Raw genomic sequence first — 24,945 nt, 5'->3', positions numbered from 1 at the left:
ATGAGCGCGCTTCCCGTCATCGAGGAGGAGAGCCGCCCGTTCTGGGACGCGGCGCGCGAGGGCAGGTTCCTCGTCGTGCGCTGCGTCGCCTGCGGTGCGGTCCACCACTACCCGAGGCCCTTCTGCCCGTCCTGCTGGAGCGAGGACGTCGAGTGGGTGGAGGCGAGCGGCAGAGCGACCCTCTACACGTACTCGACGGTCTTCGTGAACGACCTGCCGCCCTTCAATGAGCGGGTCCCGTACGTCGCCGCCGTGGTCGAACTGGCCGAGGGCCCCCGGGTGATGACCAACATCGTCGACTGCGCGCCGGAGGACCTGGCGATCGGAATTCCGCTGGAGGTCACCTACCGCGTCCTCACCGACGAGGTGACCGCGCCGGTCTTCCGCCCCGCCCGGGTACGTCCGGACACGCCGGAACACGCCAATGACACCAAGGAGCAGTGATATGTCCCGCCTCCTCGAAGGCAAGGTAGCCATCGTGACCGGCGCCGGTCACGGCATCGGGCGGGGCCACGCCCTGGAACTCGCCGGACACGGCGCGACCGTGATCGTCAACGACCTCGGCAGTTCGGTGCGGGGCGAGGGCAGTGGCCGGGACGCCGAGAAGGTGGCCGGCATCATCACCGAGCGCGGTGGCAAGGCGGCGCCCAACTTCGCCGACGTCGGTGACGAAGCCCAGGCCACCGCGCTGGTGGACCAGGCGTACGAGCAGTTCGGCCGGCTCGACATCCTCGTCAACAACGCCGGAATCGTCCGTGACCGGGCGGTCTGGAACATGTCGGCCGAGGACTTCGACCTGGTGATGCGGGTGCATGTCCGGGGCACCTGGCTGACCTGCCACGCGGCGGCGCGGCGGTGGCGCGAGCTGGCCAAGTCCGGTGCCAGCGGCAAGGTGTACGGGCGGATCGTCAACACCACCTCGGGCGCCGGGCTGCTGGGCAACTTCGGCCAGACCAACTACGCGGCGGCCAAGGCGGCGATCGTCGGCCTCACCCTGACGCTCAGTCTGGAGCTGGCCTCCATGGGCGTGACGGTCAACGCCATCGGCCCCGGCGGTATCACCCGGCTGTCGGCCACCATGCCGGGGGCGCCTGTTCCTCTTGAGCCGGACGAGCGTCCGGAGGGCGAGTACGACCCCAAGGACCCCTCGCTGTGCAGCCCGGTGGTGGCCTGGCTCGCGAGTGAGGAGGCCGGCCATGTCAGCGGTCAGGTCATCCGTGCGGTCGGCGGGAACATCCAGCTCATGCGGGGCTGGACCGAGGCCCGTACCGTCTCCGGCGAGGGCAGGCGCTGGGACGCGACCCGGCTCGGCCAGGTCTTCGGCCGCGACCTCTTCGGTACGCAGGCGGCGGGGCTTCGGCTCGGCGGCTGACGTCACGCTGCGCACAGCAAGCGGCGGCCTCGGACCTTGTGATCCGGGCCCGCCGCTTGCTGTGCAACGGGTTCCGCACCGACGGGCACCGCGTGACGGGCACCGCGCCGGCGAACCCGCACCGACGGCCCCCACGCCGACAGCAACGGGGGCGGCACCGGCCGGCACCCCGACCCGCACCACCCCCGTACGAGCGTCTACGGCCCGCTCGCCGGGAACTCGGCCGATCGCCGAGTCGACGGCGAGCAGGAGCCGCCCGGTGCTGGAGGGAGGCCGGGGGCGAGCGCCGAGGGGAACCGACCGCCGGACGCCTCGCAGCCGCCGACCAGGAAGTCCGCCGACCCCGCGATCGCCACCCCGCCGGTCTGCCGGGTGCAGGTCAGCTCGACCGTGACAAGCGTCCCGTCCGCTGTCTGCGGCCGGACACCGATGACCCGCCCTTCGCAGGTCAGCACGTCTCCTGGCCACACCTGCTCGCGGAAGCGGACGTGGAAGCGGCGGACGTTCTCGGCGCCCAGCCAGTCGGTGGCGTACGTCGACAGCAGTGCGGCCTGGTGCATGCCCTGGGAGAAGACCGAGGGGAAGCCGGCTCCCCGCGCGTACTCCTCGTCGTAGTGGATGGGGTTGAAGTCTCCGGAGGCGCCCGCGTAGCGGACGAACATGGCGCGGGTCAGCGGGCCGAAGGTGCGCGGCTCTCCGGTCGTCCCGACCGTGAGCTCCTGTACGGGGGTGGTGGTCACTGGCCGTCCTCCTTCGCCTGCTGCGGCTGGGGGGCTTTGGCCGTTTCGATGAGCGTCGAGCGCTGCTCGGCGACCAAGTCGCCCTTCTCATCACGGAATTCGGTGACGATCACGGCGAACCTCATGGTCCCGCCCCGCTTGCCGGGTTTCTCATAGCGCTCGGCGAGGCGGGCGCGGGCGGTCAGTACCTGCCCCGCCCGGGGCGGCGGACCGTGGAAGACGTACTCCTGCTCGCCGTGGAGCAGCCGCCTGCGGTCGAATCCGGTGTCGGGGCGGGCGCCGTCCGGCGCCCAGAAGGCGGAGGAGACGAGGAACGTGGGCGGCACGACGGCGTCCGGTTCCTGGTAGGCGGGGTGCTGCGACTGCATGGCGGCCGCGAACTCGCGGATCTTGCCGCGCTCGACGGGCACGGTGAACTCGGGGCCCGGGGCACCCGGGGGCTGCTGGTCCAACTGTCCTGTCCTTCCACTCGGTTCTGTCCTGTCCGTCCACTCAGTTCAGGGCCGGACGGGCGCTCCGTTCAGCGCGGTACGGGTGCTCACTGGAGGCCACCTCGGGCCACGAGCTGGCGGACGATCACGTTCCGCTGGATCTCGTTGGTGCCCTCGCCGACGATCATCAGCGGCGCGTCCCGGAAGTACCGCTCGATGTCGAACTCCGTCGAGTAGCCGTAACCACCGTGGATACGCAAGGCGTTGAGGGCGATTTCCATCGCCGTCTCCGAGGCGAAGAGCTTGGCCATGCCCGCCTCCATGTCGCAGCGCTCGCCCGCGTCCAGCCGGGCCGCCGCGTGCAGGATCAGCTGCCGGGCCGCGGTCAGCTTGGTCGCCATGTCCGCGAGATAGTTGCCGATCGACTGGTGCTGCCAGATGGGCTTGCCGAAGCTCTCCCGTTCCTGGGCGTACCGCAGCGCGTCGTCGAGGGCGGCGCGGGCCACGCCGGTGGCGCGGGCGGCGACCTGGATGCGGCCGGTCTCCAGCCCCTTCATCATCTGTGCGAAGCCGTGTCCTTCCTCCCCGCCCAGCAGCGCGTCCGCGGGGACGCGGGCATCGTCGAAGGAGAGTTCACAGCTCTCCACGCCCTTGTAGCCGAGCTTGGGCAGATCCTTGGAGACGGTGAAGCCGGGGACCTTCTCCACCAGCAGGATGCTCATGCCCCGGTGGGCGGGGGTCGCCGTCGGGTCGGTCTTGCAGAGCAGGGCGACCAGGCCGGAGCGGCGGGCGTTGGTGATCCAGGTCTTGGAGCCGTTGATCACGTAGTCGCCGCCGTCGCGACGGGCATGCGTGCGCATCGCCTGGAGGTCGGATCCGCCGCCCGGTTCGGTCAGTGCCATGGTGGCCCGCAGTTCGCCGGTGGCCAGCCGGGGCAGGTAGGTCTTCTTCTGCTCGGCGGTGCCGAAGGTGTCGATGAGCTTGCACACCACCGTGTGGCCGCCCATGGCGCCGGCCAGGCTCATCCAGCCGCGCGCGAGTTCCTCGGTGACCTGGGCGTAGCAGACTGCGGACACCCGGACCTCCCCGTACGGCTCGGGGACCGCGAGGCCGAAGACGCCCAACTCCTTCATCTGGTCGATGAGTTCCTCGGGATACGTGTTGGTGTGCTCCAGCTCTCTGGCGACCGGCCGGACTTCGTTGTCCACGAAGTCGCGGACGGTGGCCACGACGGCACGCTCCTCGGCGTCCAGTCCGTACAACACCTTGCTGCCTCCTCACGGGGTGGTCGGGGCGGCCGGTTCGGTCCGGCTCCGGTCCCCGGCGCGTACGAGCAGCCACCGGGCTCGGTCGACCACTGGCTTGTCGATCATGTTTCCGTCGAGTACGGCGACCGCGTTCCCGGCGGCGGCCTCGACGACCTGGCGCGCCCAGCGCAGCTGTCCGGGCGTCGGCGCCAGCGCCTCGTGCGCCGCGGCCACCTGCCGGGGGTGGATGCACAGCTTCCCGGAGAAGCCCAGGCGGGCCGCGTACGCGGTGTCGTCGCGCACCGCCCCGGTATCGTTCACAGCCGTCGTGACACCGTCGACGGGCGGCGCGACCGAGGCCGCCGCGGCGGCCAGGACGAGCGTGGCGCGTGCGTGGTGCATCGCCTCGCGGTCGCCCGGGTCGACGCCGAGCTGGGCGGCGAGGTCGATGCTGCCGAAAGCCGGCCGCACGACGCCGGGCACCGCGCAGAGTTCCCTGGCCCGCAGCACGCCGAGGGCGGTCTCGATCAGCGGGACCTGCACCGTGCCGTGGACGGCGAGCCGTGCCGGGTCCTCGGCCTTGGGCACCATCAGCGCGGCGCCCGTGGCATGGACCATCGCCAGGTCGTCCGCGGACCAGGGGGTGCCGTGGGCGTTGACCCGTACGAGGGCGGGGCGGGCGCCGGTCAGCCAGCCCCGGACGAACTCCCGGGCCGCGACCTTCCGTTCCGGGGCCACCGCGTCCTCCAGGTCCAGCACCACGAGGTCGGCGCCACTGGCCACGGCCTTGTCGAACCGGTCGGGGCGGTCCCCGGGCACGAACAGCAGGCTCCGCGCGGCGGCCACGGTCTGCTCGATCCGTTCGAGGGAGTGGGTCATCGCAGCTCCGCGACAGCGCTCGCGGCCAGGGTGTCGGCGACCCGGGTGGTGAGGACCGCGGAATCGCCGTCGGCTCCGGTCGGTTCGGCGTCGACCCGCAACCGCTCCCCGGCGAAGGCCGGAGCACGCAGGCGGTACGACAGGGACTCGACCCGGCGCTGCGGTGCGTGGCGGCGGACCGTCTCCAGCATCGCGACGGCGAGCAGCGGGCCGTGTACGACCAGGCCGGGGTATCCCTCGACGTCCCTGGCGTACGGCTCGTCGTAGTGGATGCGGTGCGCGTTCCCGGTCAGCGCGCTGAACCGGAAGAGCAGGACGGGGTCGGGGACGAGGGTCAACTGCCAGCCGCCGGACGGGCTTTCCGGCGGCGCGGCCGATGCCGTACGCGCGGCGCGGGTGCCCCGGCCCGATCGGTACACCAGGTTCTGCTCCTCCACCAGGCAGGTACGCCCCCGCTGCCGTACCTCGTGGCGGACGGTCACGAAGGCCAGCTCGCCGCTGCGTCCCTGTTTGACCGCGACGTCCGCGAGTTCGGATCGGCGCTCGGCGGGCCGGCCGACCACCACAGGGTGCTCGACCCGCAGCCTGCCGCCCGCGAACATCCGGGTGCGGTCGGGAATCGGGGGGAGGAAGCGGCCGTGTGCGGGATGCCCATCGGCCCCCAGCTCCCGCTGCGGCGGCGCGTCGAGGAAGTACAGCCAGTGCCACAGCGGGGGCAGGAGATCTCCCGCGCCGGGCGCCGTCTCCGGGACGTCGAGGACGGCGGCCAGCGCCGCGGCCGGCGCCTCGCCGATCACGTCCTCGGCGGTGTCCGGTGCCGGCTTCCAGTCCGCGAAGTGGTCCTCCAGTCCAGCCATCGGCACCCGGCCCCTCTGCTGCTCGGTTCGTAGCCGCTCGATTTGTACGGCCAAATGGGCTCTCAGTTTCGCCCTGGGGTCCCGTCATGTCAATGCCACACTGATTGACAGTCGCACGGTCACCGGCAAAAATGGCCGTACAAACTTGTGGAAAGGTGGCCGCATGCTTCCCCTGTCCGGCGTCACGGTGGTCAGCCTGGAGCAGGCGGTGGCGGCCCCGTACGCCACGCGCCAGCTCGCCGATCTGGGCGCGCGAGTCATCAAGGTGGAGCGCCCGGGGGGCGGGGACTTCGCCCGGCGCTACGACGAGTCCGTCCACGGACAGTCGAGCTATTTCGTCTGGATCAACCGCTCCAAGGAATCCCTGGCCCTTGACCTCAAGACGCCCGCCGCCCGCGCGGTGCTGCACGAACTCCTGGGCCGGGCCGATGTCTTCGTGCAGAACCTGGCCCCCGGGGCCACCGCGCGCCTCGGCTTCGACAGCGCCGGCCTGGCCCGGCGCCACCCGCGGCTGATCACCTGCGACATCTCCGGCTACGGCGGCTCGGGGCCCTGGGCGGACCGGAAGGCGTACGACCTCCTGGTGCAGTGCGAGACGGGGCTCGTGTCGGTCACCGGCAGCCCCGAGGAGGCGGCGAAGGCGGGGATCTCGGTGGCCGACATCGCCGCCGGGATGTACGCCTACTCCGGGATCCTCACCTCGCTCTACCAGCGCGCGACCACGGGCCACGCCGCCCCGGTGGAGGTGTCGCTCTTCGAGGCGCTGGCCGAGTGGATGGGCCAGCCCGCCTACTACACCCGGTACGGCGGCACGCAGCCCCCGCGCACCGGCGCCCGGCACGCCACGATCGCACCGTACGGCCCCTTCACCACAGGCGACGGCGGCACAGTGCTGCTCGCGGTGCAGAACGAACGCGAATGGGCCGCGCTGTGCGAGGTCGTACTCGACGATCCGGGGCTCAGGGCCGACGAGCGGTTCGTCCGCAACTCCGCGCGCGTGGCCCACCGCGATGCCCTGGAGGCCGTCATCGCGCGGCGGTTCGCCGAGCTGGACACCGGCGAGGCGGTGAAGCTCCTGGACCGGGCGGGCGTGGCCAACGCGCGGCTGAACTCCGTCTCCGACCTGCTGGACCACCCGGTCCTCACCGGCCGCGACCGCTGGCGCCGGGTCGGCACCCCCGGCGGCCCCGTCGACGCCCTCCTCCCGCCGGCCACGCTGGGTGGAGTGGAGCCTCGCATGGCCCCCGTCCCGGAGGCCGGGGAACACACGGCGGCGATCCTGTCGGAGCTCGGCCGCACCGACGCCCAGATCGAGGAGCTGCGCGCCGCCGGAGCTGTCTGACCTGTGGTGCAGACTTGTCCGGTCAGCAGCCGCCGGGAACAGCACCGGGAACAGCAGCGAGGAGAGCCGGAGCAGATGGCCGCCAAGGAGCGCGAGCGGGAAGCGGCATACCAGACCGTGGCGAGGGAACTGCGCGAGGCGCTCCTCGGTCAGCGGTACGCCGACGGAGGCCGGCTGCCGACGGAGGCGGAGCTGTCCGTCCAGTACGCGGTCAGCCGGCAGACCGTGCGGCGGGCCTTCCAGGAGCTGGTCGCCGAGGGCATGGTGCATCGCGTCCCGGGCCGGGGCACCTTCGCCACCGAGCACGGCAGCCGGTATCTGCGGCAGTTCGGCAGCGTGGAAGACCTGATGAGCCTGTCCCTGGACACCGACATGGAGGTGCTCAGCCCACTGCGGCGCCGCGTCGACATCGAGGCGGCGGGACGGCTTCAGCTCGACTCCGACGCGGTGCATGAGGTGGTGTTCCGGCGGCTGCACGGCGGCACACCGTTCTGTGTGACGACCGTGCGGCTGCGCCCCGACGTCGGGCAGGCCCTGCTGGACGCCGAGGAGCTGTCCACTGCCGGGGCGCGAAGCTCGTTCACCATCATCGGGCTGATCGAGGCGCGGCTGCGGATCCCCGTCCTGGAGGCCGACCAGTCCATCACCGCCACGGCGGCCGACGCGCCGACCGCGGAGCTGCTCGGCTGCCGGCCGGGCGATCCCCTGCTGCGCATCGACCGGCTCTACTGCACCACCGGGTCCGAACCGCTTGAGCAGTCCACCAGTTACTTCCTGCCCGAGCAGTACACGTACCGGGTGCGGCTGCGCCGGGGCGTGCGCTGAGTGCCGGAACATCGCCGCACCCGAACGCGGTCAGGAGCGCAGCGCGGAGCCGGGACGCGGATGCCGTACGCCCTTGGTCATCTCCTTGATGTGCGTGATCGGCGCGATGCCACGGCCCAGCCACGACGGCTTCGGATCGGCGCCCTCCGGCGGCCGGGCCCAGTCCACCCACTGCCCCCAGTCCTTGCGGCTCAGCGGGAATGGGCCGCCCTGCCCCGCGCGCTCCCGGGCCTCGGTGTAGCGCTGGTTGAAGAGCTTCATCTCCTGGGGCGTCCACCAGTCCTCCTCCGAGGCCCACTTGCCGTCACCCGCGTACTGGATGACCTGGAGGGAGGGGAACTCGATGGGCGGGCCGCCGGGCTCGGGGTTGTCCGCGCGGTTGACGACCTTGTAGACGACCTGGTTGCCGTCGATGTTGTACCAGACCAGGGGCGAGTACACATGCGCCGCGAACGACATGGTGCCGTCCAGGAAGTACGCGATCTCCTCGGGCCCGTGGAAGGTGCCGTAGTAGTGGTCGTTGTAGGGGGCGTCGTCCAGGAAGAGCTTCCCCCAGGCGACCCAGTCCTCGCGGACCGGGCCGGTCAGGAAGTAGTGCCGGAACGCGCTCTCGACTTCGTCCCGTTCGAACCGTTCGAAGGTCCTGGCGCTTGCCATGGCCGCTCCGCTCTCGGTTGTGGGTTCCCGCGCGTCACACGAGTTGTGCGCGCAGTTCGCGCTTGAGGACCTTGCCCGCGGGGCCCAGCGGCATGGAGTCCCAGGTGCGGAAGACGAACGAGCGGGGCTGCTTGTACCCCGCGAGGCGCTCGCGGCACAGCGCCCGCAGCTCCTCCTGGAGCGCCCCGGTGTCGGCCGGCCCCTTGGGCACCACCACGGCGACTGGCGTCTCGCCCCACTCCTGGTGCGGTACTCCGACGACGGCGACCATGTCGACGCCCCGATGGCCGCCGATCACGCGCTCCAGCTCGGCCGGGTAGACGTTGAACCCGCCCGAGATGATCATGTCGGTGCGGCGGCCCTCGATGTGCAGGTAGCCGTCCTCGTCGAGGCGGCCCAGGTCACCCGACCGCAGTCCGTCGGGCCGGAACACCTCGGCGGTCTGCTCCGGGTTGTTCCAGTAGCCGCGCGCCGCCGAATCGCACCGGATGACGATCTCCCCCACTTCTCCGGGCGGGAGTTCCTCGCCGTCCTTGCCGACGACGCGGATCTCGGCGTGCGGGGTCTCACGGCCGCAGGAGGTCAGCAACGACTCCTGCCCGGCCACCGCCGCCCGGTGCTCCCGCGGGCCGAGGATCGTGACCTGGCCGCCCGCTTCGGTCAGCCCGTACCGCTGCTGGAGGTCGCAGCCCAGCAGATCCATGGCCCTGGCCGCCAGGCCCACCGGCACCGGCGCCGATCCGTAGCTGATCCTGCGCAGGCTCGACACGTCCCGCGAAGGGCCCTCCTCAAGGAGGCGCAGCGTGCGCTGGAGCATCGTCGGGATGAAGGTCGTGAAGGTCACCCGGCTCCGCTCGATCTCGTCGAGGACGGCTTCGGGGTCGAAGCGCGGGTGGATGACCATCGTCTGGCCGAGATAGAGCCAGGAGAGCGTACGGACCATACCGCCGGCGGTGAAGAAGGGCGTGGTCGCGAGCATCACGTCGGAGTGCCGGGCGTCCGTGGAGATGGTGGTGTCGAGCACCTGCGCGAGCATGCCGCCGTGCTCGTGGACGACTCCCTTGGCGCGGCCGGTCGTTCCGCTGGTGTAGAGGATGAACTGGATGTCCGACGCGGTCAGCGCGTCCGGGGTGGGATCCACCGGACGCCCCTTGGACAGCCCGGTCTCGTAGTCGTCGCCTGCCTCGCTGCCGCCGATCTCCAGCAGGAACTCCAGGCCGGACAGCACCTCACCGAAGGTCTCCGCCTGATCGGTGTGGAGGATGCCGGCACGCGCTCCCGAGTCGGCCATGACGTAGGCGGCCTCGTCCGGCGCGAGCCGTGTGTTCACCGGCACGAGGACGAGCCCCGCCTTGGCGAGACCGAAGGCGATCTCGGGCCACTCCAGGCAGTTGCGAGCCATGACGAGGACGCGGTCCCCCATGCCCAGGCCGCGCGCGAGCAGATGGGTGGCCAGCCGGTTGGCGCGCTCCTCCACCGCCGCCCAGCTCAGCCGGGTGTCGCCGTGCACCAGCGCGGTCTTCGTCGGGTAGCGCCGGGCGTTACGGCGGGGAATGTCGCCGACCAGCATGGGACCTCCAGTCGATGGGTCGCAGTTTCAGTTTTTACCGTACACATGGCGTCAGATACTAGAGACGCGCGAGAGGTAATCTGTCGCAACCATCGACAGATCAGGCAGTTTACTGTGTGATACCAACGTCAGATGCAGCCAAAAGAAGGGGAGGCCCATGGCAGGACCGCTCTCCGGGACACGGGTCCTTGAGCTGGCGGGCATGGGGCCCGGACCGCACGCCGCGATGCTCCTGGCCGATCTCGGTGCGGACGTCGTACGCGTCCAGCGCCCGGGCACACCCGAGGATCCGCCCGGAGACCAACTGCTGCGCGGACGCCGGTACATCGAGGCCGATCTCAAGTCGCCCGCGGGCCGGGAGACCGTGCTCGGCCTGGCGGCCCGCGCGGACGTGCTGATCGAGGGGTTCCGGCCGGGTGTCACCGAGCGGCTCGGCCTCGGGCCCGACGACTGCTCCGCCCGCAATCCGGGGCTCGTCTACGCCCGGATGACCGGGTGGGGCCAGTGCGGCCCGCTGTCCGCCACCGCGGGGCACGACATCAACTACATCGCGCTCACCGGCGTCCTGCACTCCATCGGCCGGGCCGGCGAGCGCCCCGTCGTCCCCCTCAACCTGGTCGGCGACTTCGGCGGCGGATCCCTGTACCTCGCCCTCGGCGTGCTCGCCGCGCTGGTCGAGCGGCAGCGCTCCGGACTCGGCCAGGTGATCGACGCGGCCATCGTCGACGGCGCGAGCGGGCTCGCCCAGATGATCTGGTCCCAGCGCGGGCGCGGCCGGTGGAGCGACGAGCGCGGCACCAACCGCCTCGACACCGGCGCACCCTTCTACGACGTCTACGAGACCTCGGACGGCGGCCACATGGCCGTCGGCGCCCTGGAGCCCCGCTTCTACGACGAGTTGGTGCTCGGCCTCGGCCTCGACCCGGCGGCGCTCCCCGACCGGCGGGACCGCTCCCGCTGGCCCGCCCTGCGCGAGCTCTTCACCGAGACCTTCGCCTCCCGGACCCGCGACGAGTGGACGGAGGTCTTCGCGGACAGCGACGCCTGTACGACCCCGGTGCTCTCCTTCGGTGAGGTGGCGGCCCATCCGCACATGGCCGCCCGCGAGTCGATCGTCGAGCTCGACGGCGTCCAGCAGGCCGCCCCGGCCCCCCGCTTCTCCCGTACCGCCCCCGCCGTCCCCCGCGTCCCCCCACGCGAGCCGGTGGACGCCGCCGCCGTCCTCGCCGCATGGACCTGACCCGCCAGGAGCATCCGCATGACCGAAGACAGGACCGAGGACACCACCGGTGACCCGGACCTCCTCCCCACCGGGGCCTGGGAGCTGCCGGAGGAGTTCCGCATGCTGCGGGACACCGTGCGGCGGTTCATGGAGTCCGACGTACGTCCGCTGGAGGACAAGCTCGAACACGACGCCGAGGGCGCGCCCCCGGAGCTGCTGAAGCCCCTTCAGGAGAAGGCCCGTTCGCTCGGCCTGTGGGCCCTGCAGACCCCGGTGGAGTTCGGGGGCGCGGGGCTGAGCGTGCTCGGCCAGGTGGTGGTCGGGGAGGAGGCGGCCAAGTGCCGGATGGGCGCGTTCTTCCCGGCCGCCGGGGCCTTCGGCGGCAACCCGCCGAGTGTGCTGTTCCGGGCCACCGAGGAGCAGTTCGAGCGCTACGCCCGGCCCATCGTCGAGGGGTCCTCGGGTCGCGCGTTCACGGCCATCAGCGAGGCCTCCGGCGGCTCCGACCCGGCCCGTGCCATCCAGTGCCGCGCGGAACGCGCCGGGGACCACTACGTCCTCAACGGTACGAAGCTGTGGACCAGCCACGCCGGGACGGCGGACTGGGGCATCGTCTACGCCAGGACCGGTGAACCCGGCCGCCGCGACGGCATCAGCTGCTTCATCGTGGAGACCGAGACGCCCGGCCTGACCCGGACACCCATCGGGGTCATGGCCTCCTACTCGCCCTACGAGCTGCACTTCTCCGGCGCCCGCGTCCCGGTCGCCAACCGCATCGGCGCGGAGGGCGAGGGCTTCGCGCTGGCCGGCGACTTCCTGGTGCGCGGTCGCATCGCGTACGCGGCGGGGCCGATCGGGATCGCGCAGGCGGCGCTCGACTCGGCGGTGGAGTGGGTGAAGGAGCGTCAGGTGTTCGGCTCGCGTCTGGCCGACAAGCAGGCGATCCAGTGGATGCTGGCGGACAGCGAGATCGAGATCCGGGCGGCCCGCCTGCTGATGTACCAGGCGGCCTGGAACGCCGACCTGGGCAAGGACGTGAAAGTCGACGCCTCTGTGTGCAAGGTGTTCGCGACGGAGACGGCGTTCCGCGTCGTCGACCGGTGCGTGCAGATGTTCGGCGCGCTCGGGCTGTCCCAGGAGCTGCCGCTGGAGCGGTGGTTCCGCGATCTTCGGGTCAAGCGGCTGGGCGAGGGCGCGTCCGAGGTCCAGCGCATGGTCGTGGCCCGCCATCTGCTGGGCGGGGCGCGACCGGCTTCCGGCGGATGAGATCGCGCCCGACCACCGAGGGGCGAAGTCGCGCCCGACCACCGAGAGGCGAAATCGCGCCCGACTTCCGAACGAATGCATCTCGGACCCGGCCTCCGACGGATGAACTGCCGTACACACATCCCCAACTGTCCTGCCCGACAAGGAGGTTGCCGTACCGATGCGATTCAACCTGATGTTCCCCATGCGAGCCGTCAAGCACTACGACCGCTGGATCCAGGGCTCGGACCTGGGTGAAGTGGCCCGCATCGTCGAAGAGGCCGGCTTCGACGGTCTGTCGATGAGCGAGCATCCCTATCCGGACGACGCCTGGCTGGGCAACGGGGGCCACCACGCCTTCGACCCGTTCGTCTCACTGACGTTCATGGCCGCGCACACCAGCCGCGTCAAACTGATCACGTACGTCCTGGTGCCCGGCTACCGGCACCCCTATCTCTCCGCGAAGGCGATAGCGAGCCTCGACACCGTCTCCCAGGGGAGGCTGATCGTGGGCATGGCCGCCGGGTACCTGCGCTCCGAATTCGAGGTCCTGGACGCCGACTTCGCCCGGCGGGGGGCGCTGCTGAACGCCGCCATCCCGGCCATGCGGGCGGCCTGGGCGGGCACGGACCACGACGATCTCGCATTCCCCGCGCGCGGCCACACCATGCTGCCGGCACCGGTCCAGAAGGGCGGCCCGCCGATCTGGATCGGCGGGAACAGCGCGGCGGCCCGCAGGCGCGCCATCACCCTCGGGGACGGCTGGCTGCCGATGGCCCAGTCGGCCGAGATGGCGGCGATCACCAGGACACCGGCTCTGGAGAGCATCGACGAGCTGCGCACCCTCGTCGCCGCGGCGCAGACGGAGCGGTCGGCGGCCGGACTGGCCCCGCTGGACGTGGCGTTCGCGCCCTTCGAGAGCCGTCTGCTGCGCTCGGGCGACGTCGACGAGTTCGCCACGGCCGTCGGCGACCGGCTGGCCGCGTACGAGGCCGCGGGCGTCACCTGGATCACCATCGAACCCACGAGCAGGAGTCTGGACGCCTTCCGCCACGACATCGGCCGGCTCGGCGAACTGCTGGTGCGAGCCGGCGGCTGAGTGTCCGGTGTCCGCCCCCACCGGGGCGGACACCGGACGGGCCACCGGATCAGGTCAGCAGACCACGGTTGCGCCGCGCGCTGTCCACCTGCGGCACATGGTTCGTCTCGTACTGTTCGATCCACTCCGCAGGCAGCTTGGACCAGGCCTCGCCCACGTTCAGCCGGTGCCCCGCACGGAGGGTCTCGGCTCCGACGACGTCGGCTACGAAGATCGTGCTCTCCTCCACGTCCAGCGCGTGCACCACGCGTCCTTCCACATAGCTCAGGGCATCGAGCAGGATCGGCGCGCCGGTGACCCCGGGCTTGGTGGCGAACGGCGCGATCTTGTCCCCGTCCCGTCCCGAACTGCCGCCGAGCCCCATGAGGATGGCGAGCGAGGCATCGACGATCTCGGGGTCGCTGGCCAGGAGGTGCATCGCGAAGACGCCGGAGCTCAGGACCATGTCGTGGGTCAGGTTGTACTTCGTCAGGCTGATCGTCACCCGGGGCGCCTCCGGGACGATCGCCGCCGCACCCGCCGACAGCGACATCAGGCCGCCGACGCGGCCGTCCGCGACCGTGGTCACCGCGACCGGGTAGGGGCGCAGGCCGCCCAGGGTGCGGTTCGCCGATTCAAGGTCCAGGCTCATCGGTACTCCTTCTCGCGACACTCACGCGCACAAGCCAATCTGACAACAAAGTCACTATTTTGCACGATACCGAGATCACCCTTCAGGCGAAAGCATCGGAACAAGCTCTGTGTTGTTCAGTGCAGCTAGGACAGCCGCCCACTCTGGACAAACTCCCGTCAGACGTTACTGTCACTTTCTGGCAGCGGGCGGACGTCACGGACGGGAGCTGAACGACGTTGACGACGAGTGGTCTGGAACAGCACAGGGACTCTTATGAAGCGGGGCTGCTGCGTGCCACCTCGCTCACCGAACTCATACGCCGCCGGGCTGATCTGACGGGCGGCAGGACATTCCTTCTCGACGAGCACGACACCCGGCTCTCGTTCGCCGACTTCCGCGACCGGACCGACCGGGTCGCGGCCGCCCTCGCGGCACACGGCGTGGGGCCCGGCAGCCGAGTGGCCTGGCAGCTCCCCACCCGCTTGAGCACCGTGCTGGTGATGGCCGCCCTGTCACGGCTGGGAGCCGTTCAGGCCCCGGTGATCGCCCAGTACCGTCTGCGCGAGGCCGGCGCGGCGGTCGAGGCGAGCGGAGCGGAGTGGCTCCTGGTGCCCGGCACCTGGCGCGGCACGGACTACGAGGAGATGGCCCGAAGCGTCCCGTCCGCGCCCCGTGTCCTCACGATCGGGCCGGTCGCTCCCGAACTCGACGACGTGTCCGCCCTGCCTCCCGCCTCGACGGCGGGTGACCAGGTCCGATGGATCTTCTTCACCTCCGGATCCAGCGGACTGCCGAAGGGGGCCCTGCACACGGACAGTTCGCTGCTGACCGCCGCGTACGCCCTCACCGAACGCACGCGGTCCGGCGAGTCGGCCGACGAGGTCTGCTGCGTACCCTTTCCGGTCGCGCACGTGGGCGGCCCGGTCCAGCTGGCCTCCGCGCTGTCGAGCGGCAGCGCGTGTGTCCTCCTGGAGGCGTTCACCCCCACGGAGGGTCTTGAGGTGCTGCGCCGGCACCGGGCCACGGTGGTCGGGGCCGGACCCGTCTTCTACCAGGCCCTGCTCACCGAGCAGCGCAAGCGGCCGGCGACCCCGGTTCTCCCCACCCTGAGGGCGGTCACCGGAGGCGGCGCTCCCTGCCCTCCGCACCTCTTCGACGAGGTCCGCGACGAACTGGGGGCCCGGCTCCTGCACTGCTACGGGATGACGGAGTCCCCCATGGTCTGCGTGGCGGCGCTCCACGACGAGGACGACCAGCTGCGGGAGACCGAGGGCAGACCCGCCCCCGGCCTCGAACTCCGGGTCATGGACGGCGGGGAGAGCGTTCCGGTGGGCGTCGACGGTGAGATCCAGATCCGGGGGGCGACGGTCTGCCTCGGGTACACCGACAGCCGGCAGACGGCCGAGGCGTTCACCGAGGACGGCTGGTTCAGGACCGGGGACCGCGGCCATCTCCGCCCGGACGGCCACGTCGAACTCACCGGGCGCATGAAGGAACTCATCATCCGCAAGGGCGAGAAGATCGCACCCCAGGAGCTCGAACAGCTCCTGTCGGACCATCCCTCGGTCGATCAGGCGGCCGTCATCGGGCTGCCCGACGCCCAGCGGGGCGAGCGCGTCTGTGCGGTGCTCGTCCTGCGCACGGGTGCCCCCGCACCCCTGCTCGCCGATATCGCGGACCGCTTCCGCGAGGCCGGGCTGATGGAGCAGAAGATCCCCGAACAGCTGGAGATAGTCCGCGAGTTGCCGGTACGGGGACTCGGGAAGGTGGACAAGTCCGCGTTGCGGACCATGCTCACCGCGGACGTCGGCCGGACCACGTCGATGACAACCTGATCCGGCGGAGGTCACCGAACCCCTCCGGAGGCCCGTACGCGCGGCACCCAGCGGCGCGCATGCCGGTCACCGGTCCGACCGCCGGCCGGCGCCCGCGCCCAGGGCGTTCAGACAGAAGCCGACGAGATGCTCGGCATCGTCGTGCCCCGGCCGGACGTCCAGCGCCTGGAGCCGGCGCATCGTCCCGAAGACCGCGGCGAAAACGGCATCGGCGTCCCGCCGTGGGTCGGTGCTCCCCAACTCCACGACCGGATCGAGGAGAAGATCCCGCAGCGGACGGGTGATCTCCTCGTCGGCCACCCGGACGTCGGCCGTGGCGACGAGCTGCGCCGCGACGGCCCGGCTCACTCTGGCCAGCCGCGCGTCGCTCAACTGCGCGAGCGAGCCCCGGATCCACCAGGCCACCTTGCCCGCCGGGTCCTCCTCCTTCGCCATCTGGTGTTCCAGATAGGACCGCACGATCCCGATGCCACGCTCCATGACGGCCAGGATGAGGTCGTCCTTGCCGCCGAAGTAGCGGTAGAACGCCTTGTTCGAGACTCCGGCCTCGATCACGATGTCACTGACCCGCGGCTCCGCCGGGGCCGCCCGCTCCATCACCTCGACCGCCGCCGCCAGAATCCGCTCGACGTCCTCGGCGGCCTCGCGCTGACGCGCGTGCAGCGCCCGCTCGACGGCCGCATCCGCACGGGATTTCACGGTTTTCCTCCAAGAGGCCGACGTTCCTCAATGAGAGAACAATATTCTCCGAGACCTTGGCCCTGATCGCAGCACCGAGAAAAAGAGTTACTGTCACAGTGCGACAGTAAATTCTGCCCGCACGGCAGACCAGACCTCTCCGAAGGACATCCCATGCGCGCGCTCCGCCTCCACGGCCCCAGGGACGTACGGCTCGACGACATTCCCGAGCCGGCGCTCCGCCCCGGCACAGTGAAGATCAGGGTCGAGTGGGCCGGTATCTGCGGCTCGGACCTGCATCAGTACTCCCACCCCGCGTTCCCGCCGGGCTACGTCCACCCCGTGCTCGGCGAGCAGGGCCCCTTCGTCCTGGGACACGAGTTCTCCGGCCGCGTGACGGAGGTCGCGGACGACGTCGACGGCATCGAGGCCGGTGCGCTGGTGGCCGTGGAGCCCCTGGTCTCCGACGGCACCTGTCCGGCCTGCCTGCGGGGCGAGTACAACCTCTGCGACAGTTTCGGCTTCATCGGCCTCATGGGCGGTGGCGGCGGCATGTCCGAGTACGTCGTCGTGCCCGCACGCAACGCCCATGTGATGCCCGACGGCAGCTCCGCGGAGACCGCCGCGCTGGTCGAGCCGCTGACCGTCGCCTGGCACGCCGTACGCCGTAGTGGTCTCGCCGACGGCGGCACCGCACTCGTCGTCGGCGGTGGCCCCATCGGCCTCGGCCTGCTGCTGGCCGCCAAGGCCCACGGGGCACGCTTCGTCGCCGTCAGCGAGGTGAGCGAGGCCCGCAAACAGCTCGCCCGGGACCTCGGCGCCGACCTGGTGCTCGACCCCACCCAGGAGGACGTCGTCGCCCGGATCCGCGACGAGGTCCCCGGCGGCGTGGACGCCTCCTACGAGGCTTCCGGCGCGGGCAAGCCCGCCGTCGACGCGCTCCTCGGATCCCTCCGCAAGGGCGGACACGCGGTCACCGTCGCCGCCGGCCGCCCGGCCGAGTTCGACCCGAACCAGCTGATGCTCACCGAGGTCAACTACACCGGCAGCTTCGGCTACAACGGGCCCGACTTCCCCGCCGTCATCGCCGCGATCCACGACGGACGCCTCAACCCCGACGGACTCGTCTCCGACCGCATCGCTCTGGAGGACGCTCCGGCGAAGGGCTACGCGGAGTTGGCCGACAACGCGGGCGGGCACGTCAAGATCCTGGTTCACCCGTAGCGCAGCGGCTCTTCGGCGTCGTGGCGCAGCCGCCCTTCACCGTCGGTGGAGGGCCAGGACCCGCGCCCCGTTCCCCGGCGCCGAAGGCGTCTCGACGGGCTCCGGAACGTCGGCCCTGTTCGCCCGGAAGGCACCGGCCGACACCCAGGCGCACGGCAGGGAGGGCCCGGGGCCGGGGTCCGTCTCGGGTACGGCCCGGCCGTACGCGAGGGCGTAGTCCAGCAGCCAGCCAAGGTTGTCCATGACGGACCAGTACTCGTACCCCTGTACGTCGACACCGTTCGCCATGAGGCCGGCGAGCCAGAACAGCCTCGACTCCAGGAGGCGCCGACGCCCGGCCGGCGCCTCGGTGGCCGACCCCAGTACGCCACCGCGGTCGCCCTTGCCACTGTCCGTGATGTGCAACGGGGGCAGGACGTCGCCGTACCGGTCATGCACGACCGCCACCGCGTCGGCGAGCGCTTCGGGAAGGATCGGCAGGCCCAGGGAGGTCGTGCCCACGTCGTCGAAGGGGATGAGCGCGAAACCCAGCCTGACGAGCAGACCGTTGACCTCGTTGAGCGGCTCGAAGCACCCCAGGGCCGGCAGCACCAGGAGGAGGTTCTCGGGTGCCGCTATCCGGCAGGGGGCGTGCCACAGCAGGTTGAGGAAGTCCTGGGCTACGGCGATGGTCTCCATGTCGCCGGGCCGTACGCAGCCGGTCGCCTCCACGGACGGGCCCGGCTCCTCCGGCACCATGTGCCGCCCCAGCAGCATCGGTTCGAAGAGGAGTCCCATGGCCCAGGACTCGAAGCGTTCCAGGGCGAGGCGGTCGAAGGGGTCACCGGTCGCGGGATAGGCGCCGATGAGCGGGAGCGAACCGCCGATCCTGCCCCGTACCCCCGCACCCCGGAGGGCCTGGACGGCGAGGCCGTGGGCGAGCAGCGCGTGATGCACGGCGGCCAGGCCGGCGGCGCCGCTCGCTCCCCGGCCGGGCGGACGCATGCCGGCGATGCGGTCCGCGAGTATTCCGCCCAGGGACGGTGTGGTGACCCAGCGGTCCACCCGGTCGCCGAACCGGCGCCCCACCTCGGCCGCGTACTCGCCGAACCTGAGCGACGTCTCCCGCGCGAGCCAACCGCCCCGGCTCTCCAGCCAGTCGGGGAGATCCAGGTGCATCAGTGTCAGATCCGGCCGCATTCCGGCTTCCAGTACGGCATCGAGCGCGCGGTCGCAGCGATCCAGTGCGGCCCGGTCCCAGCGCCCCGGGTCCGGTTGCAGCCGGGCCCATCCGAGCACCGTACGCCGGGAACCCGGGGACGCGCCCACGATGTCCTGCACATCATCGGCCCAGTACCGGGCCTGTGAGGACAGGCTGAGGTCCAGGCCGTCCACCGCTGGTGACCCGGCCAGAGTCCCGGCCGTGGCCAGCCCCCAGTCCAGGTCGCGCATCAGGTGAGGAACTTCGGAGCCGCTCATGCGCACCGCCCGAGATCACAGAGCCAGCAATGCGAACCCGACTGTCAGACCGGGTTCACGCCGATCGCTCGGACGCTAACACCCGAGCGAAGGCGGCACAATATTTCTGCAAGGTAACGCCGTAATGAAAAGCTGCGCGTGGCCGGTGACACGGCCGACGACCGGGAGTGCGAACCTCATGGAGTCCGGGCGGACGGATGAGTGGATGAAGTAAACTAGTTTCACCAATGGACGCGCATCCCCCGTAGGCCGCTGAGGAGTATTTCGATGAGTGAGGCAGCCCGGTCCGCCGCGGCACCGGCGCGCACCCCCGCCCCGGCCACCAATCGGCTGCGGGTCGGAAGCCAGGTCCGCATTCCCAAGACCGCCGAGATCATTGCCGGTTCCCTGCGCCGCCAGATCATCCGTGGCGAACTCTCCCCCGATGACGCGCTGCCGCCCGAGTCCTCCCTCATGGAGCAGTTCGGTGTCTCCCGCCCCACGCTGCGCGAGGCCTACCGCGTCCTGGAGTCCGAAGGGCTCATCACCATCCGCCGCGGTGCCCACGGCGGCGCCCGTGTCAGCGCACCCGACCCTGATGTGGCCGCACGGTACGCCGGCCTCATCCTCGAGTACCAGGACACCACCCTCGCCGACGTCTATCGCGCCGCCACGGTCATCGAACCCGCCTGCGCCCGCATCGTCGCCACCAAGCACACCGCCGCCGACCTGGCCAAACTCCGCAAGGCGCTCGCCGCCGAGACCGCCGCCCTCGACGACACCGCGGCTCTCCTCGGCGCCCAGGAGAACTTCCACGCACTCCTCGTGGAGCTCTCCCGCAACAACACCCTCGTCCTGCTCAGCACGATCCTGCGCCACATCATCCGGGAGGGCAACGCCTCGGAGGTCCTCGCCGATCCTGACTCCCCCACCCGCCGCACCCAGGCACGCAAGGGACACCGGACGCACGTCAAGCTCCTCGCCCTCATCGAAGCCGGCCAGGCGGACGAAGCCGAGAAGCTCTGGGCCCGTCACCTCACGGCCGCCGACGACGCCGTCAACGCGAAGGGCACCAAGACGGTCCTCGACCTCCTCGGCTGACCTCCACCGCTCCACGATCACCAGGGGCAGGACACCTTCGGGCGTCCTGCCCCTCACTTCTTCGTCACTTCTTCGTACGGCCGGTTCCGTGGCGCCCGCCCCCCTGCTCCTGCCGCCGGCCCGGTCTCGTCCGTGTGCGCCGCCCCCTTGGCCACTCCTCACTAGTCGTGTAAAAATCTAACTGATTAATCGGTTGCTGGTCGCTGTGAGGCGCTGTGGAGGGACCCCGTTGAACATCGCGATGCTGCTCGACATGGCGGCGGCGGACGACCCCGACCGGGTGGCGACAGGCCCGCTCGGCACGGGAACGACCCGCGCGGAGCTGCGGGACGCCGCGGCCGGTGTCGCGGGCCTCGTCCGCTCGGCGGAGGCCGAGGAGTTGGTCTTCGCCGGGCTCAACGGGCCCGCCTTCCCGGTGCTGCTCTTCGGGGCCGCGCTGGCCGGCGTGCCGCTGGTGCCGGTGAACTACCGGCTCTCCGCGCAGGCCCTCACCGGCCTGCTCGACCGCACCGAGCGTCCTCTGGTGGTCGCGGACGAGGACTTCGCCGGTGTGTTCGCCGGCAGCGGCCACGAGGTCATCACCACCGCGGACATGCTGCACAAGGCGCGGACGGCGGGGGCCGCCGACGGGCCGGGCGCGTCCGAGGACGACCCCGCCGTGCTGCTGTTCACCAGCGGCACCACCGCCGAGCCCAAGGCGGCCGTGCTGCGCCACCGCCATCTCGTCAACTACGTCCTGGGAACCGTGGAGTTCGGCGCGGCCGACCCGCGCGACGCCGCCCTGGTCAGCGTTCCGCCGTACCACGTCGCGGGCGTCGGGTCGCTGCTCAGCAACCTCTACGCCGGGCGCCGGATCGTCCATCTGAGCAGCTTCACCCCGGAGTCCTGGCTGCGGCTGGTCCGCGAGGAGCGGATCAGTTCGGCCATGGTCGTGCCGACCATGCTGGCCCGGCTCACGGAGCACCTGGACGGAGGGCCGGCCGAGGTGCCGAGCCTGCGCTCACTGGCGTACGGCGGGGCGCGGATGCCGCCCACCGTGCTGGAGGCGGCGCTGCGCGCCTTCCCGGACACCGGCTTCACCAACGCCTACGGCCTCACCGAGACCAGTTCGACGATCGCCCTGCTCGGCCCGGACGACCATCGGGCCGCCCTCTCGTCCGACGACCCCGCGGTGCGTGCCCGGCTGCACTCGGCCGGGCTCATGGTCCCGGGCGTGGAGGCCCGCATCGCCGCCTTCGACGGCACCGCCCAGCCTCCGGGACACCGTGGCGAACTGTGGGTACGAGGACCGCAGGTGTCCGGCGAGTACAAGGGAGCCGAGTCGCCGCTCGACGAGGACGGCTGGTTCCGCACCCGGGATCTCGCGCACTTCGACAGCGACGGCTATCTCTTCATCGAGGGCCGTGCGGACGACACCATCATCCGCGGCGGCGAGAACATCGCCCCTGCCGAGGTGGAGGACGTCCTGCTGCGGCACGAGGCAGTGCGGGAGGCCGCCGTCGTGGGCCTGGCGGACGAGGAGTGGGGGGAGCGCATCGCCGCGTTCGTCGTCGTCCACGAAGGGTTCGAGGTCGACGGCGAGACGTTGCGCGACTGGGTCCGGGCACGGCTGCGCGGTTCCAAGACGCCGGACCTCATCGTCTTCCGGGACGAACTCCCGTACACGCCCACCGGAAAGCTCCTGCGCCGCGAGCTGGTCCGGGTGGCCGCCTTCGAAAGGAACGAAGCATGACCGTGCTCAAGCCCGGTGGCCGCTACCGGAGTCAGGTCTGCGACACCGAGGTGATCGTGATCCGCGCCCCGTCGGCCGATTCCGACCTGTGCTGCGGAGGCACCCCCATGGTGCGCCTGGAGGACGGGGCGACGCCGGCATCGGACTCCGGCCCGGCCGAAGGCTGGGACGGGGGATCCCTGCTCGGCAAGCGCTACGCCGATACCGACGGCACCCTCGAAGTACTCGTCACCAAGCCGGGCGGCGGCTCGCTCGGTGTCGGCGGCACCCCCCTGGAAGTCAAACGGGCAAAGCCGCTGCCCGCCAGTGACTGAGACCGACCGTCTTACGCACAGGGAGCTTCGTGATCACACCATCCAGGTCAACCGCCGTACGCGTACCGAAGGCCGGCGAGTTGGTCGCCGCGCAGCTTCGGCGTCAGATCGTGACCGGCGCGCTCCAGGAGGGCGACGCCCTCCCCACGGAGACGGCCCTGATGGAACAGTTCGGCGTCTCCCGGCCGACGCTCCGCGAAGCCTTCCGCATCCTGGAGTCGGAGGGGATCATCCAGGTCAGGCGAGGCGCACGGGGCGGGGCACACGTCCTTGTGCCGGACGCCTCCACGGCGGGCCGTTACGCCGGGACGCTGCTCCAGTACCGGGGCACCACCCTGTCCGACGTCCATGAAGCCCGCTCGCACCTGGAAGCCGCGGGGGTGGGCATCCTCGCCGGAAAACGAACGGCAGAGGACCTGGGCGAGCTGGACCGAGCCCTGTCCCAGGGCGAGGCGCTGCTGGGAAACCCCGCCGGGTTCGCCGAGGAGTACGACCTCCCCTTCCACCGGCTGCTCATGGAGCTGGCGGGCAATCAGACCATGCTCATGCTGCTGGACACGCTGTTCACCATCATCGAGCTGCACAACCGCTCGTTCCTGAAGTCCCATCCCCCTGACAGCAGTTCGAAGAAGATCGTCCGTGCGGTCCACCGCACCCACGTCAGGCTCGTGGAGCTGGTCCGGCAGCAGGACCACGCGACGGCCGTGGTCTTCTGGCAGGACCACCTGAGCCGGGTCAGCGACTACATGATCACGGATCCGGGAGAGATCGTGCTGGACGTGCTCTCCTGAGCCGTCCATGGCCCTCAATACCGTGCAGACGGATTGCCCGGCCGATCCGAAAGCAGTATAAAGAGTTAAATCTTTATTCCCAAGGATCTGGTGGTGTCACGGGTGCCCGGTCTCCCCCTTCCTGACGCGCAGTTCGAGAGCCTCGCCTTCTGGACCGGTGGCGAACGCGGCGAGCTGCTGATCCACCGCTGCGGCGAGTGCGGGCTGTGGCTGCATCCCCCGAAACCGGTCTGCCGGCGGTGCATGTCCCGCACGGTGGCCCCGCAGCCGGTGTCCGGCGAGGGCACGGTGTACAGCTACACCGTCAACCGCCAGCAGTGGATGCCGGACGTGGAAGTGCCGTACGTCCTCGCGGTCGTCGAACTCGCCGAGGACCCCGGACTGCGGCTCACCACCCGGCTCACCGGCGTCGATCCCTCCGACGTGCGGATCGGACTGCCGGTGCGGGTGGTGTTCGAACAGGTCGAGGAGTTCTGGATCCCGCTGTTCACCACGAACCCGACGACGTCGGAGACAGAGGAGGGTTCCCGATGACACCCCCGAAAGACGCGGTGATCAGTGGCATAGGGCAGTCGGACGTCGGACGCAGGCTCGGCCGCTCCCCCCTGTCGCTCACGGTGGACGCCGCGCTCGAAGCGATCGGCGACGCGGGCCTGGGGCCCTCGGACATCGACGGCGTCTCCACCTGGCCGGGGGCGTTCGCCGCCACGCCCGGGTTCTCCGGCGTCGGCGTCTGGGACATCAAGGACGCGCTCGGCCTGGAGCTCAACTGGTTCTCCGGGGGCATGGAGTCCTCGGGTCAGCTCGGCTCGGTCATCAACGCCGTGGCCGCCGTCAAGGCCGGTCTCGCGAACCATGTGCTGTGCTTCCGCACGCTCTGGGAGAGCACCGCCCAGACCGCGGACCGCCGCGCGTCCGTGGTGGGCGGGGGCGGGGGCCGGGTGGGCGGCGCGCACGAGTGGCTGGTGCCCTTCGGCGCGGTGTCGGCCGCCAACTGGTGCGGATTCATCGCCCAGCGCCACTTCCACGAGTACGGCACGACCCGGGAGCAGCTCGGCGCCCTGGCCGTGAACACCCGGGCCAACGCCGTGCTCAACCCCAAGGCGGTCTTCCGCGACCCGCTCACCGAGGAGCAGTACCTCGGCGCGCGGATGATCTCGGACCCCCTCTGCCTGTTCGACTGCGACATCCCGGTCGACGGGAGTACGGCCGTGATCGTCTCCCGCGCGGACTCCGCACCCGGCCTGCGCCGGCCCCCGCTGCGGATCGCCGCGCACAGCTCCGCGCTGCGCGGCAGGCCCTACTGGGACCAGTACGAGGACCTCACCTCGATGGCCGGCGCCGACGCGGCCCGTGACCTGTGGCGGCACACCGATCTCACGCCCGCCGACATCGACGTGGCCGGGATCTACGACGGATTCACCATCCTGACGGTGGTCTGGCTGGAGGCCCTCGGCGTCTGCGGGCGAGGTGAGGCCGGTCCGTTCGTGGAGGGCGGGAAGCGCATCGCCCGGGACGGGCAGCTGCCGCTCAACACCGGAGGCGGCCAGCTCTCGGCGGGACGCCTGCACGGGTACGGCCATCTCCACGAGGTCTGCCTGCAGCTGCGGGGCGACGCCGACGAACGCCAGGTGCCGAACTCCCCCGAAGTCGGCGTCGTCGCCGCGGGCGGCGGTGACCTGGGCGGCACCCTGCTGCTCACCCGTACCTGACCCGTACCTGACCCGTACGTGA

General features: G+C 71.0%; 25 protein-coding genes. 15 read left to right on the top strand and 10 right to left on the bottom strand.

Features of this window, described 5'->3' with window-relative positions:
* Nucleotides 1-444 carry a Zn-ribbon domain-containing OB-fold protein gene (locus ACGFZQ_RS27945; RefSeq protein WP_393842615.1) on the top strand — a complete coding sequence of 148 codons (444 nt, stop codon included), beginning with the start codon at nt 1-3 and terminating at the stop codon, nt 442-444.
* Nucleotide 445: 1 nt separating this feature from the next.
* A complete protein-coding gene (locus tag ACGFZQ_RS27940) occupies nt 446-1,372 on the top strand; it encodes an SDR family NAD(P)-dependent oxidoreductase (RefSeq protein WP_393842614.1) in 927 nt (308 codons plus the stop codon).
* A 197-nt stretch (nt 1,373-1,569) separates the two neighbouring features.
* Here ACGFZQ_RS27940 and ACGFZQ_RS27935 read toward each other — a convergent pair whose 3' ends face one another.
* The 5 genes from ACGFZQ_RS27935 to ACGFZQ_RS27915 all read right to left on the bottom strand — a co-directional run bounded on the left by ACGFZQ_RS27935 (nt 1,570) and on the right by ACGFZQ_RS27915 (nt 5,526).
* Nucleotides 1,570-2,112, bottom strand: coding sequence for a MaoC family dehydratase (locus ACGFZQ_RS27935; RefSeq protein WP_393842613.1), 543 nt, complete (start codon nt 2,110-2,112; stop codon nt 1,570-1,572).
* Nucleotides 2,109-2,564, bottom strand: a complete 456-nt coding sequence (locus tag ACGFZQ_RS27930) for a MaoC family dehydratase N-terminal domain-containing protein (RefSeq protein ID WP_393842612.1) — start codon at nt 2,562-2,564, stop codon at nt 2,109-2,111. Before ACGFZQ_RS27930 ends, ACGFZQ_RS27935 begins: the two co-directional genes overlap by 4 nt.
* 86 nt (nt 2,565-2,650) lie before the next feature.
* Nucleotides 2,651-3,808 (bottom strand): acyl-CoA dehydrogenase family protein, encoded by a 1,158-nt coding sequence (locus tag ACGFZQ_RS27925; protein WP_393842611.1) that lies wholly within the window; start codon nt 3,806-3,808, stop codon nt 2,651-2,653.
* A 12-nt stretch (nt 3,809-3,820) separates the two neighbouring features.
* Nucleotides 3,821-4,669: an HpcH/HpaI aldolase/citrate lyase family protein gene (locus ACGFZQ_RS27920; RefSeq protein ID WP_393842610.1), complete on the bottom strand. Its 849-nt coding sequence runs from the start codon at nt 4,667-4,669 to the stop codon at nt 3,821-3,823.
* A complete protein-coding gene (locus tag ACGFZQ_RS27915; RefSeq protein WP_393842609.1) occupies nt 4,666-5,526 on the bottom strand; it encodes a MaoC family dehydratase N-terminal domain-containing protein in 861 nt (286 codons plus the stop codon). The genes ACGFZQ_RS27920 and ACGFZQ_RS27915 overlap by 4 nt, the downstream gene beginning before the upstream one ends.
* 163 nt (nt 5,527-5,689) lie before the next feature.
* Between ACGFZQ_RS27915 and ACGFZQ_RS27910 the strand changes: the two genes are divergently transcribed.
* Together ACGFZQ_RS27910 and ACGFZQ_RS27905 are read left to right on the top strand one after the other, a co-directional pair.
* Nucleotides 5,690-6,868 carry a CaiB/BaiF CoA transferase family protein gene (locus ACGFZQ_RS27910; RefSeq protein ID WP_393842608.1) on the top strand — a complete coding sequence of 393 codons (1,179 nt, stop codon included), beginning with the start codon at nt 5,690-5,692 and terminating at the stop codon, nt 6,866-6,868.
* Nucleotides 6,869-6,943: 75 nt separating this feature from the next.
* Nucleotides 6,944-7,693: a GntR family transcriptional regulator gene (locus ACGFZQ_RS27905; protein ID WP_393842607.1), complete on the top strand. Its 750-nt coding sequence runs from the start codon at nt 6,944-6,946 to the stop codon at nt 7,691-7,693.
* Nucleotides 7,694-7,723: 30 nt separating this feature from the next.
* Here ACGFZQ_RS27905 and ACGFZQ_RS27900 read toward each other — a convergent pair whose 3' ends face one another.
* Nucleotides 7,724-8,350, bottom strand: coding sequence for a nuclear transport factor 2 family protein (locus ACGFZQ_RS27900; RefSeq protein ID WP_393842606.1), 627 nt, complete (start codon nt 8,348-8,350; stop codon nt 7,724-7,726).
* Nucleotides 8,351-8,384: 34 nt separating this feature from the next.
* Nucleotides 8,385-9,920, bottom strand: a complete 1,536-nt coding sequence (locus ACGFZQ_RS27895) for a class I adenylate-forming enzyme family protein (protein WP_393842605.1) — start codon at nt 9,918-9,920, stop codon at nt 8,385-8,387.
* Between the two features lie 157 nt (nt 9,921-10,077).
* On the opposite strand from ACGFZQ_RS27895, the gene ACGFZQ_RS27890 reads away from it, so the two are divergent.
* The 3 genes from ACGFZQ_RS27890 to ACGFZQ_RS27880 all read left to right on the top strand — a co-directional run bounded on the left by ACGFZQ_RS27890 (nt 10,078) and on the right by ACGFZQ_RS27880 (nt 13,486).
* On the top strand, nt 10,078-11,160 hold the full coding sequence (locus tag ACGFZQ_RS27890) for a CaiB/BaiF CoA transferase family protein (RefSeq protein ID WP_393842604.1): 1,083 nt from the start codon (nt 10,078-10,080) through the stop codon (nt 11,158-11,160).
* Nucleotides 11,161-11,178: 18 nt separating this feature from the next.
* Entirely contained in the window at nt 11,179-12,408 is a 1,230-nt protein-coding gene (locus tag ACGFZQ_RS27885; protein WP_393842603.1) for an acyl-CoA dehydrogenase family protein, read from the top strand.
* Nucleotides 12,409-12,568: 160 nt separating this feature from the next.
* Nucleotides 12,569-13,486 carry an LLM class F420-dependent oxidoreductase gene (locus ACGFZQ_RS27880; RefSeq protein WP_393842602.1) on the top strand — a complete coding sequence of 306 codons (918 nt, stop codon included), beginning with the start codon at nt 12,569-12,571 and terminating at the stop codon, nt 13,484-13,486.
* 49 nt (nt 13,487-13,535) lie between these two features.
* On the opposite strand, the gene ACGFZQ_RS27875 is transcribed toward ACGFZQ_RS27880, so the two are convergent.
* Complete coding sequence (locus ACGFZQ_RS27875; protein WP_393842601.1) at nt 13,536-14,117, bottom strand: flavin reductase family protein; 582 nt, start codon at nt 14,115-14,117, stop codon at nt 13,536-13,538.
* A gap of 218 nt (nt 14,118-14,335) precedes the next feature.
* Between ACGFZQ_RS27875 and ACGFZQ_RS27870 the strand changes: the two genes are divergently transcribed.
* Nucleotides 14,336-15,934, top strand: coding sequence for a class I adenylate-forming enzyme family protein (locus ACGFZQ_RS27870; protein ID WP_393842600.1), 1,599 nt, complete (start codon nt 14,336-14,338; stop codon nt 15,932-15,934).
* 66 nt (nt 15,935-16,000) lie between these two features.
* Here the strand turns inward: ACGFZQ_RS27870 and ACGFZQ_RS27865 are convergent, their stop codons facing one another.
* A complete protein-coding gene (locus ACGFZQ_RS27865) occupies nt 16,001-16,633 on the bottom strand; it encodes a TetR/AcrR family transcriptional regulator (RefSeq protein ID WP_393842599.1) in 633 nt (210 codons plus the stop codon).
* A gap of 153 nt (nt 16,634-16,786) precedes the next feature.
* Here ACGFZQ_RS27865 and ACGFZQ_RS27860 point away from each other — a divergent pair, with 153 nt between their 5' ends.
* The gene (locus ACGFZQ_RS27860) at nt 16,787-17,836 is read left to right on the top strand and encodes a 2,3-butanediol dehydrogenase (RefSeq protein WP_393842598.1); all 1,050 of its coding nucleotides are present in this window, start codon (nt 16,787-16,789) and stop codon (nt 17,834-17,836) included.
* Between the two features lie 36 nt (nt 17,837-17,872).
* Here ACGFZQ_RS27860 and ACGFZQ_RS27855 read toward each other — a convergent pair whose 3' ends face one another.
* On the bottom strand, nt 17,873-19,294 hold the full coding sequence (locus tag ACGFZQ_RS27855; protein ID WP_393842597.1) for a family 1 glycosylhydrolase: 1,422 nt from the start codon (nt 19,292-19,294) through the stop codon (nt 17,873-17,875).
* Between the two features lie 267 nt (nt 19,295-19,561).
* Here ACGFZQ_RS27855 and ACGFZQ_RS27850 point away from each other — a divergent pair, with 267 nt between their 5' ends.
* The 6 genes from ACGFZQ_RS27850 (at nt 19,562) to ACGFZQ_RS27825 (ending at nt 24,923) form a co-directional block, all read left to right on the top strand.
* The gene (locus ACGFZQ_RS27850) at nt 19,562-20,374 is read left to right on the top strand and encodes a FadR/GntR family transcriptional regulator (RefSeq protein ID WP_393842596.1); all 813 of its coding nucleotides are present in this window, start codon (nt 19,562-19,564) and stop codon (nt 20,372-20,374) included.
* A 229-nt stretch (nt 20,375-20,603) separates the two neighbouring features.
* Nucleotides 20,604-22,106, top strand: coding sequence for a class I adenylate-forming enzyme family protein (locus tag ACGFZQ_RS27845; RefSeq protein ID WP_393842595.1), 1,503 nt, complete (start codon nt 20,604-20,606; stop codon nt 22,104-22,106).
* Nucleotides 22,103-22,420, top strand: coding sequence for a hypothetical protein (locus ACGFZQ_RS27840; protein WP_393842594.1), 318 nt, complete (start codon nt 22,103-22,105; stop codon nt 22,418-22,420). Before ACGFZQ_RS27845 ends, ACGFZQ_RS27840 begins: the two co-directional genes overlap by 4 nt.
* Before the next feature lie 29 nt (nt 22,421-22,449).
* Nucleotides 22,450-23,211 (top strand): FadR/GntR family transcriptional regulator, encoded by a 762-nt coding sequence (locus ACGFZQ_RS27835; RefSeq protein ID WP_393842593.1) that lies wholly within the window; start codon nt 22,450-22,452, stop codon nt 23,209-23,211.
* 93 nt (nt 23,212-23,304) lie between these two features.
* Complete coding sequence (locus ACGFZQ_RS27830) at nt 23,305-23,745, top strand: Zn-ribbon domain-containing OB-fold protein (protein ID WP_393842592.1); 441 nt, start codon at nt 23,305-23,307, stop codon at nt 23,743-23,745.
* On the top strand, nt 23,742-24,923 hold the full coding sequence (locus ACGFZQ_RS27825; RefSeq protein ID WP_393842591.1) for a thiolase family protein: 1,182 nt from the start codon (nt 23,742-23,744) through the stop codon (nt 24,921-24,923). Before ACGFZQ_RS27830 ends, ACGFZQ_RS27825 begins: the two co-directional genes overlap by 4 nt.
* Nucleotides 24,924-24,945: the final 22 nt, after the last annotated feature.

Source organism: Streptomyces sp. NPDC048254, assembly GCF_043201895.1.
In the GTDB taxonomy this organism is placed as follows: Bacteria; Actinomycetota; Actinomycetes; order Streptomycetales; family Streptomycetaceae; genus Streptomyces.
Note: the sequence above shows the minus strand (reverse complement) of the source record. Positions and strands in the feature narration are given on the sequence as shown.

Coding starts and splice junctions, on each gene's coding strand:
- ACGFZQ_RS27945 (WP_393842615.1), top strand. CDS start 1: ATGAGCGCGCTTCCCGTCATCGAGGAGGAGAGCCGCCCGTTCTGGGAC.
- ACGFZQ_RS27940 (WP_393842614.1), top strand. CDS start 446: ATGTCCCGCCTCCTCGAAGGCAAGGTAGCCATCGTGACCGGCGCCGGT.
- ACGFZQ_RS27920 (WP_393842610.1), bottom strand. CDS start 4,669: ATGACCCACTCCCTCGAACGGATCGAGCAGACCGTGGCCGCCGCGCGG.
- ACGFZQ_RS27915 (WP_393842609.1), bottom strand. CDS start 5,526: ATGGCTGGACTGGAGGACCACTTCGCGGACTGGAAGCCGGCACCGGAC.
- ACGFZQ_RS27910 (WP_393842608.1), top strand. CDS start 5,690: ATGCTTCCCCTGTCCGGCGTCACGGTGGTCAGCCTGGAGCAGGCGGTG.
- ACGFZQ_RS27905 (WP_393842607.1), top strand. CDS start 6,944: ATGGCCGCCAAGGAGCGCGAGCGGGAAGCGGCATACCAGACCGTGGCG.
- ACGFZQ_RS27900 (WP_393842606.1), bottom strand. CDS start 8,350: ATGGCAAGCGCCAGGACCTTCGAACGGTTCGAACGGGACGAAGTCGAG.
- ACGFZQ_RS27895 (WP_393842605.1), bottom strand. CDS start 9,920: ATGCTGGTCGGCGACATTCCCCGCCGTAACGCCCGGCGCTACCCGACG.
- ACGFZQ_RS27890 (WP_393842604.1), top strand. CDS start 10,078: ATGGCAGGACCGCTCTCCGGGACACGGGTCCTTGAGCTGGCGGGCATG.
- ACGFZQ_RS27885 (WP_393842603.1), top strand. CDS start 11,179: ATGACCGAAGACAGGACCGAGGACACCACCGGTGACCCGGACCTCCTC.
- ACGFZQ_RS27880 (WP_393842602.1), top strand. CDS start 12,569: ATGCGATTCAACCTGATGTTCCCCATGCGAGCCGTCAAGCACTACGAC.
- ACGFZQ_RS27875 (WP_393842601.1), bottom strand. CDS start 14,117: ATGAGCCTGGACCTTGAATCGGCGAACCGCACCCTGGGCGGCCTGCGC.
- ACGFZQ_RS27860 (WP_393842598.1), top strand. CDS start 16,787: ATGCGCGCGCTCCGCCTCCACGGCCCCAGGGACGTACGGCTCGACGAC.
- ACGFZQ_RS27855 (WP_393842597.1), bottom strand. CDS start 19,294: ATGAGCGGCTCCGAAGTTCCTCACCTGATGCGCGACCTGGACTGGGGG.
- ACGFZQ_RS27850 (WP_393842596.1), top strand. CDS start 19,562: ATGAGTGAGGCAGCCCGGTCCGCCGCGGCACCGGCGCGCACCCCCGCC.
- ACGFZQ_RS27840 (WP_393842594.1), top strand. CDS start 22,103: ATGACCGTGCTCAAGCCCGGTGGCCGCTACCGGAGTCAGGTCTGCGAC.
- ACGFZQ_RS27825 (WP_393842591.1), top strand. CDS start 23,742: ATGACACCCCCGAAAGACGCGGTGATCAGTGGCATAGGGCAGTCGGAC.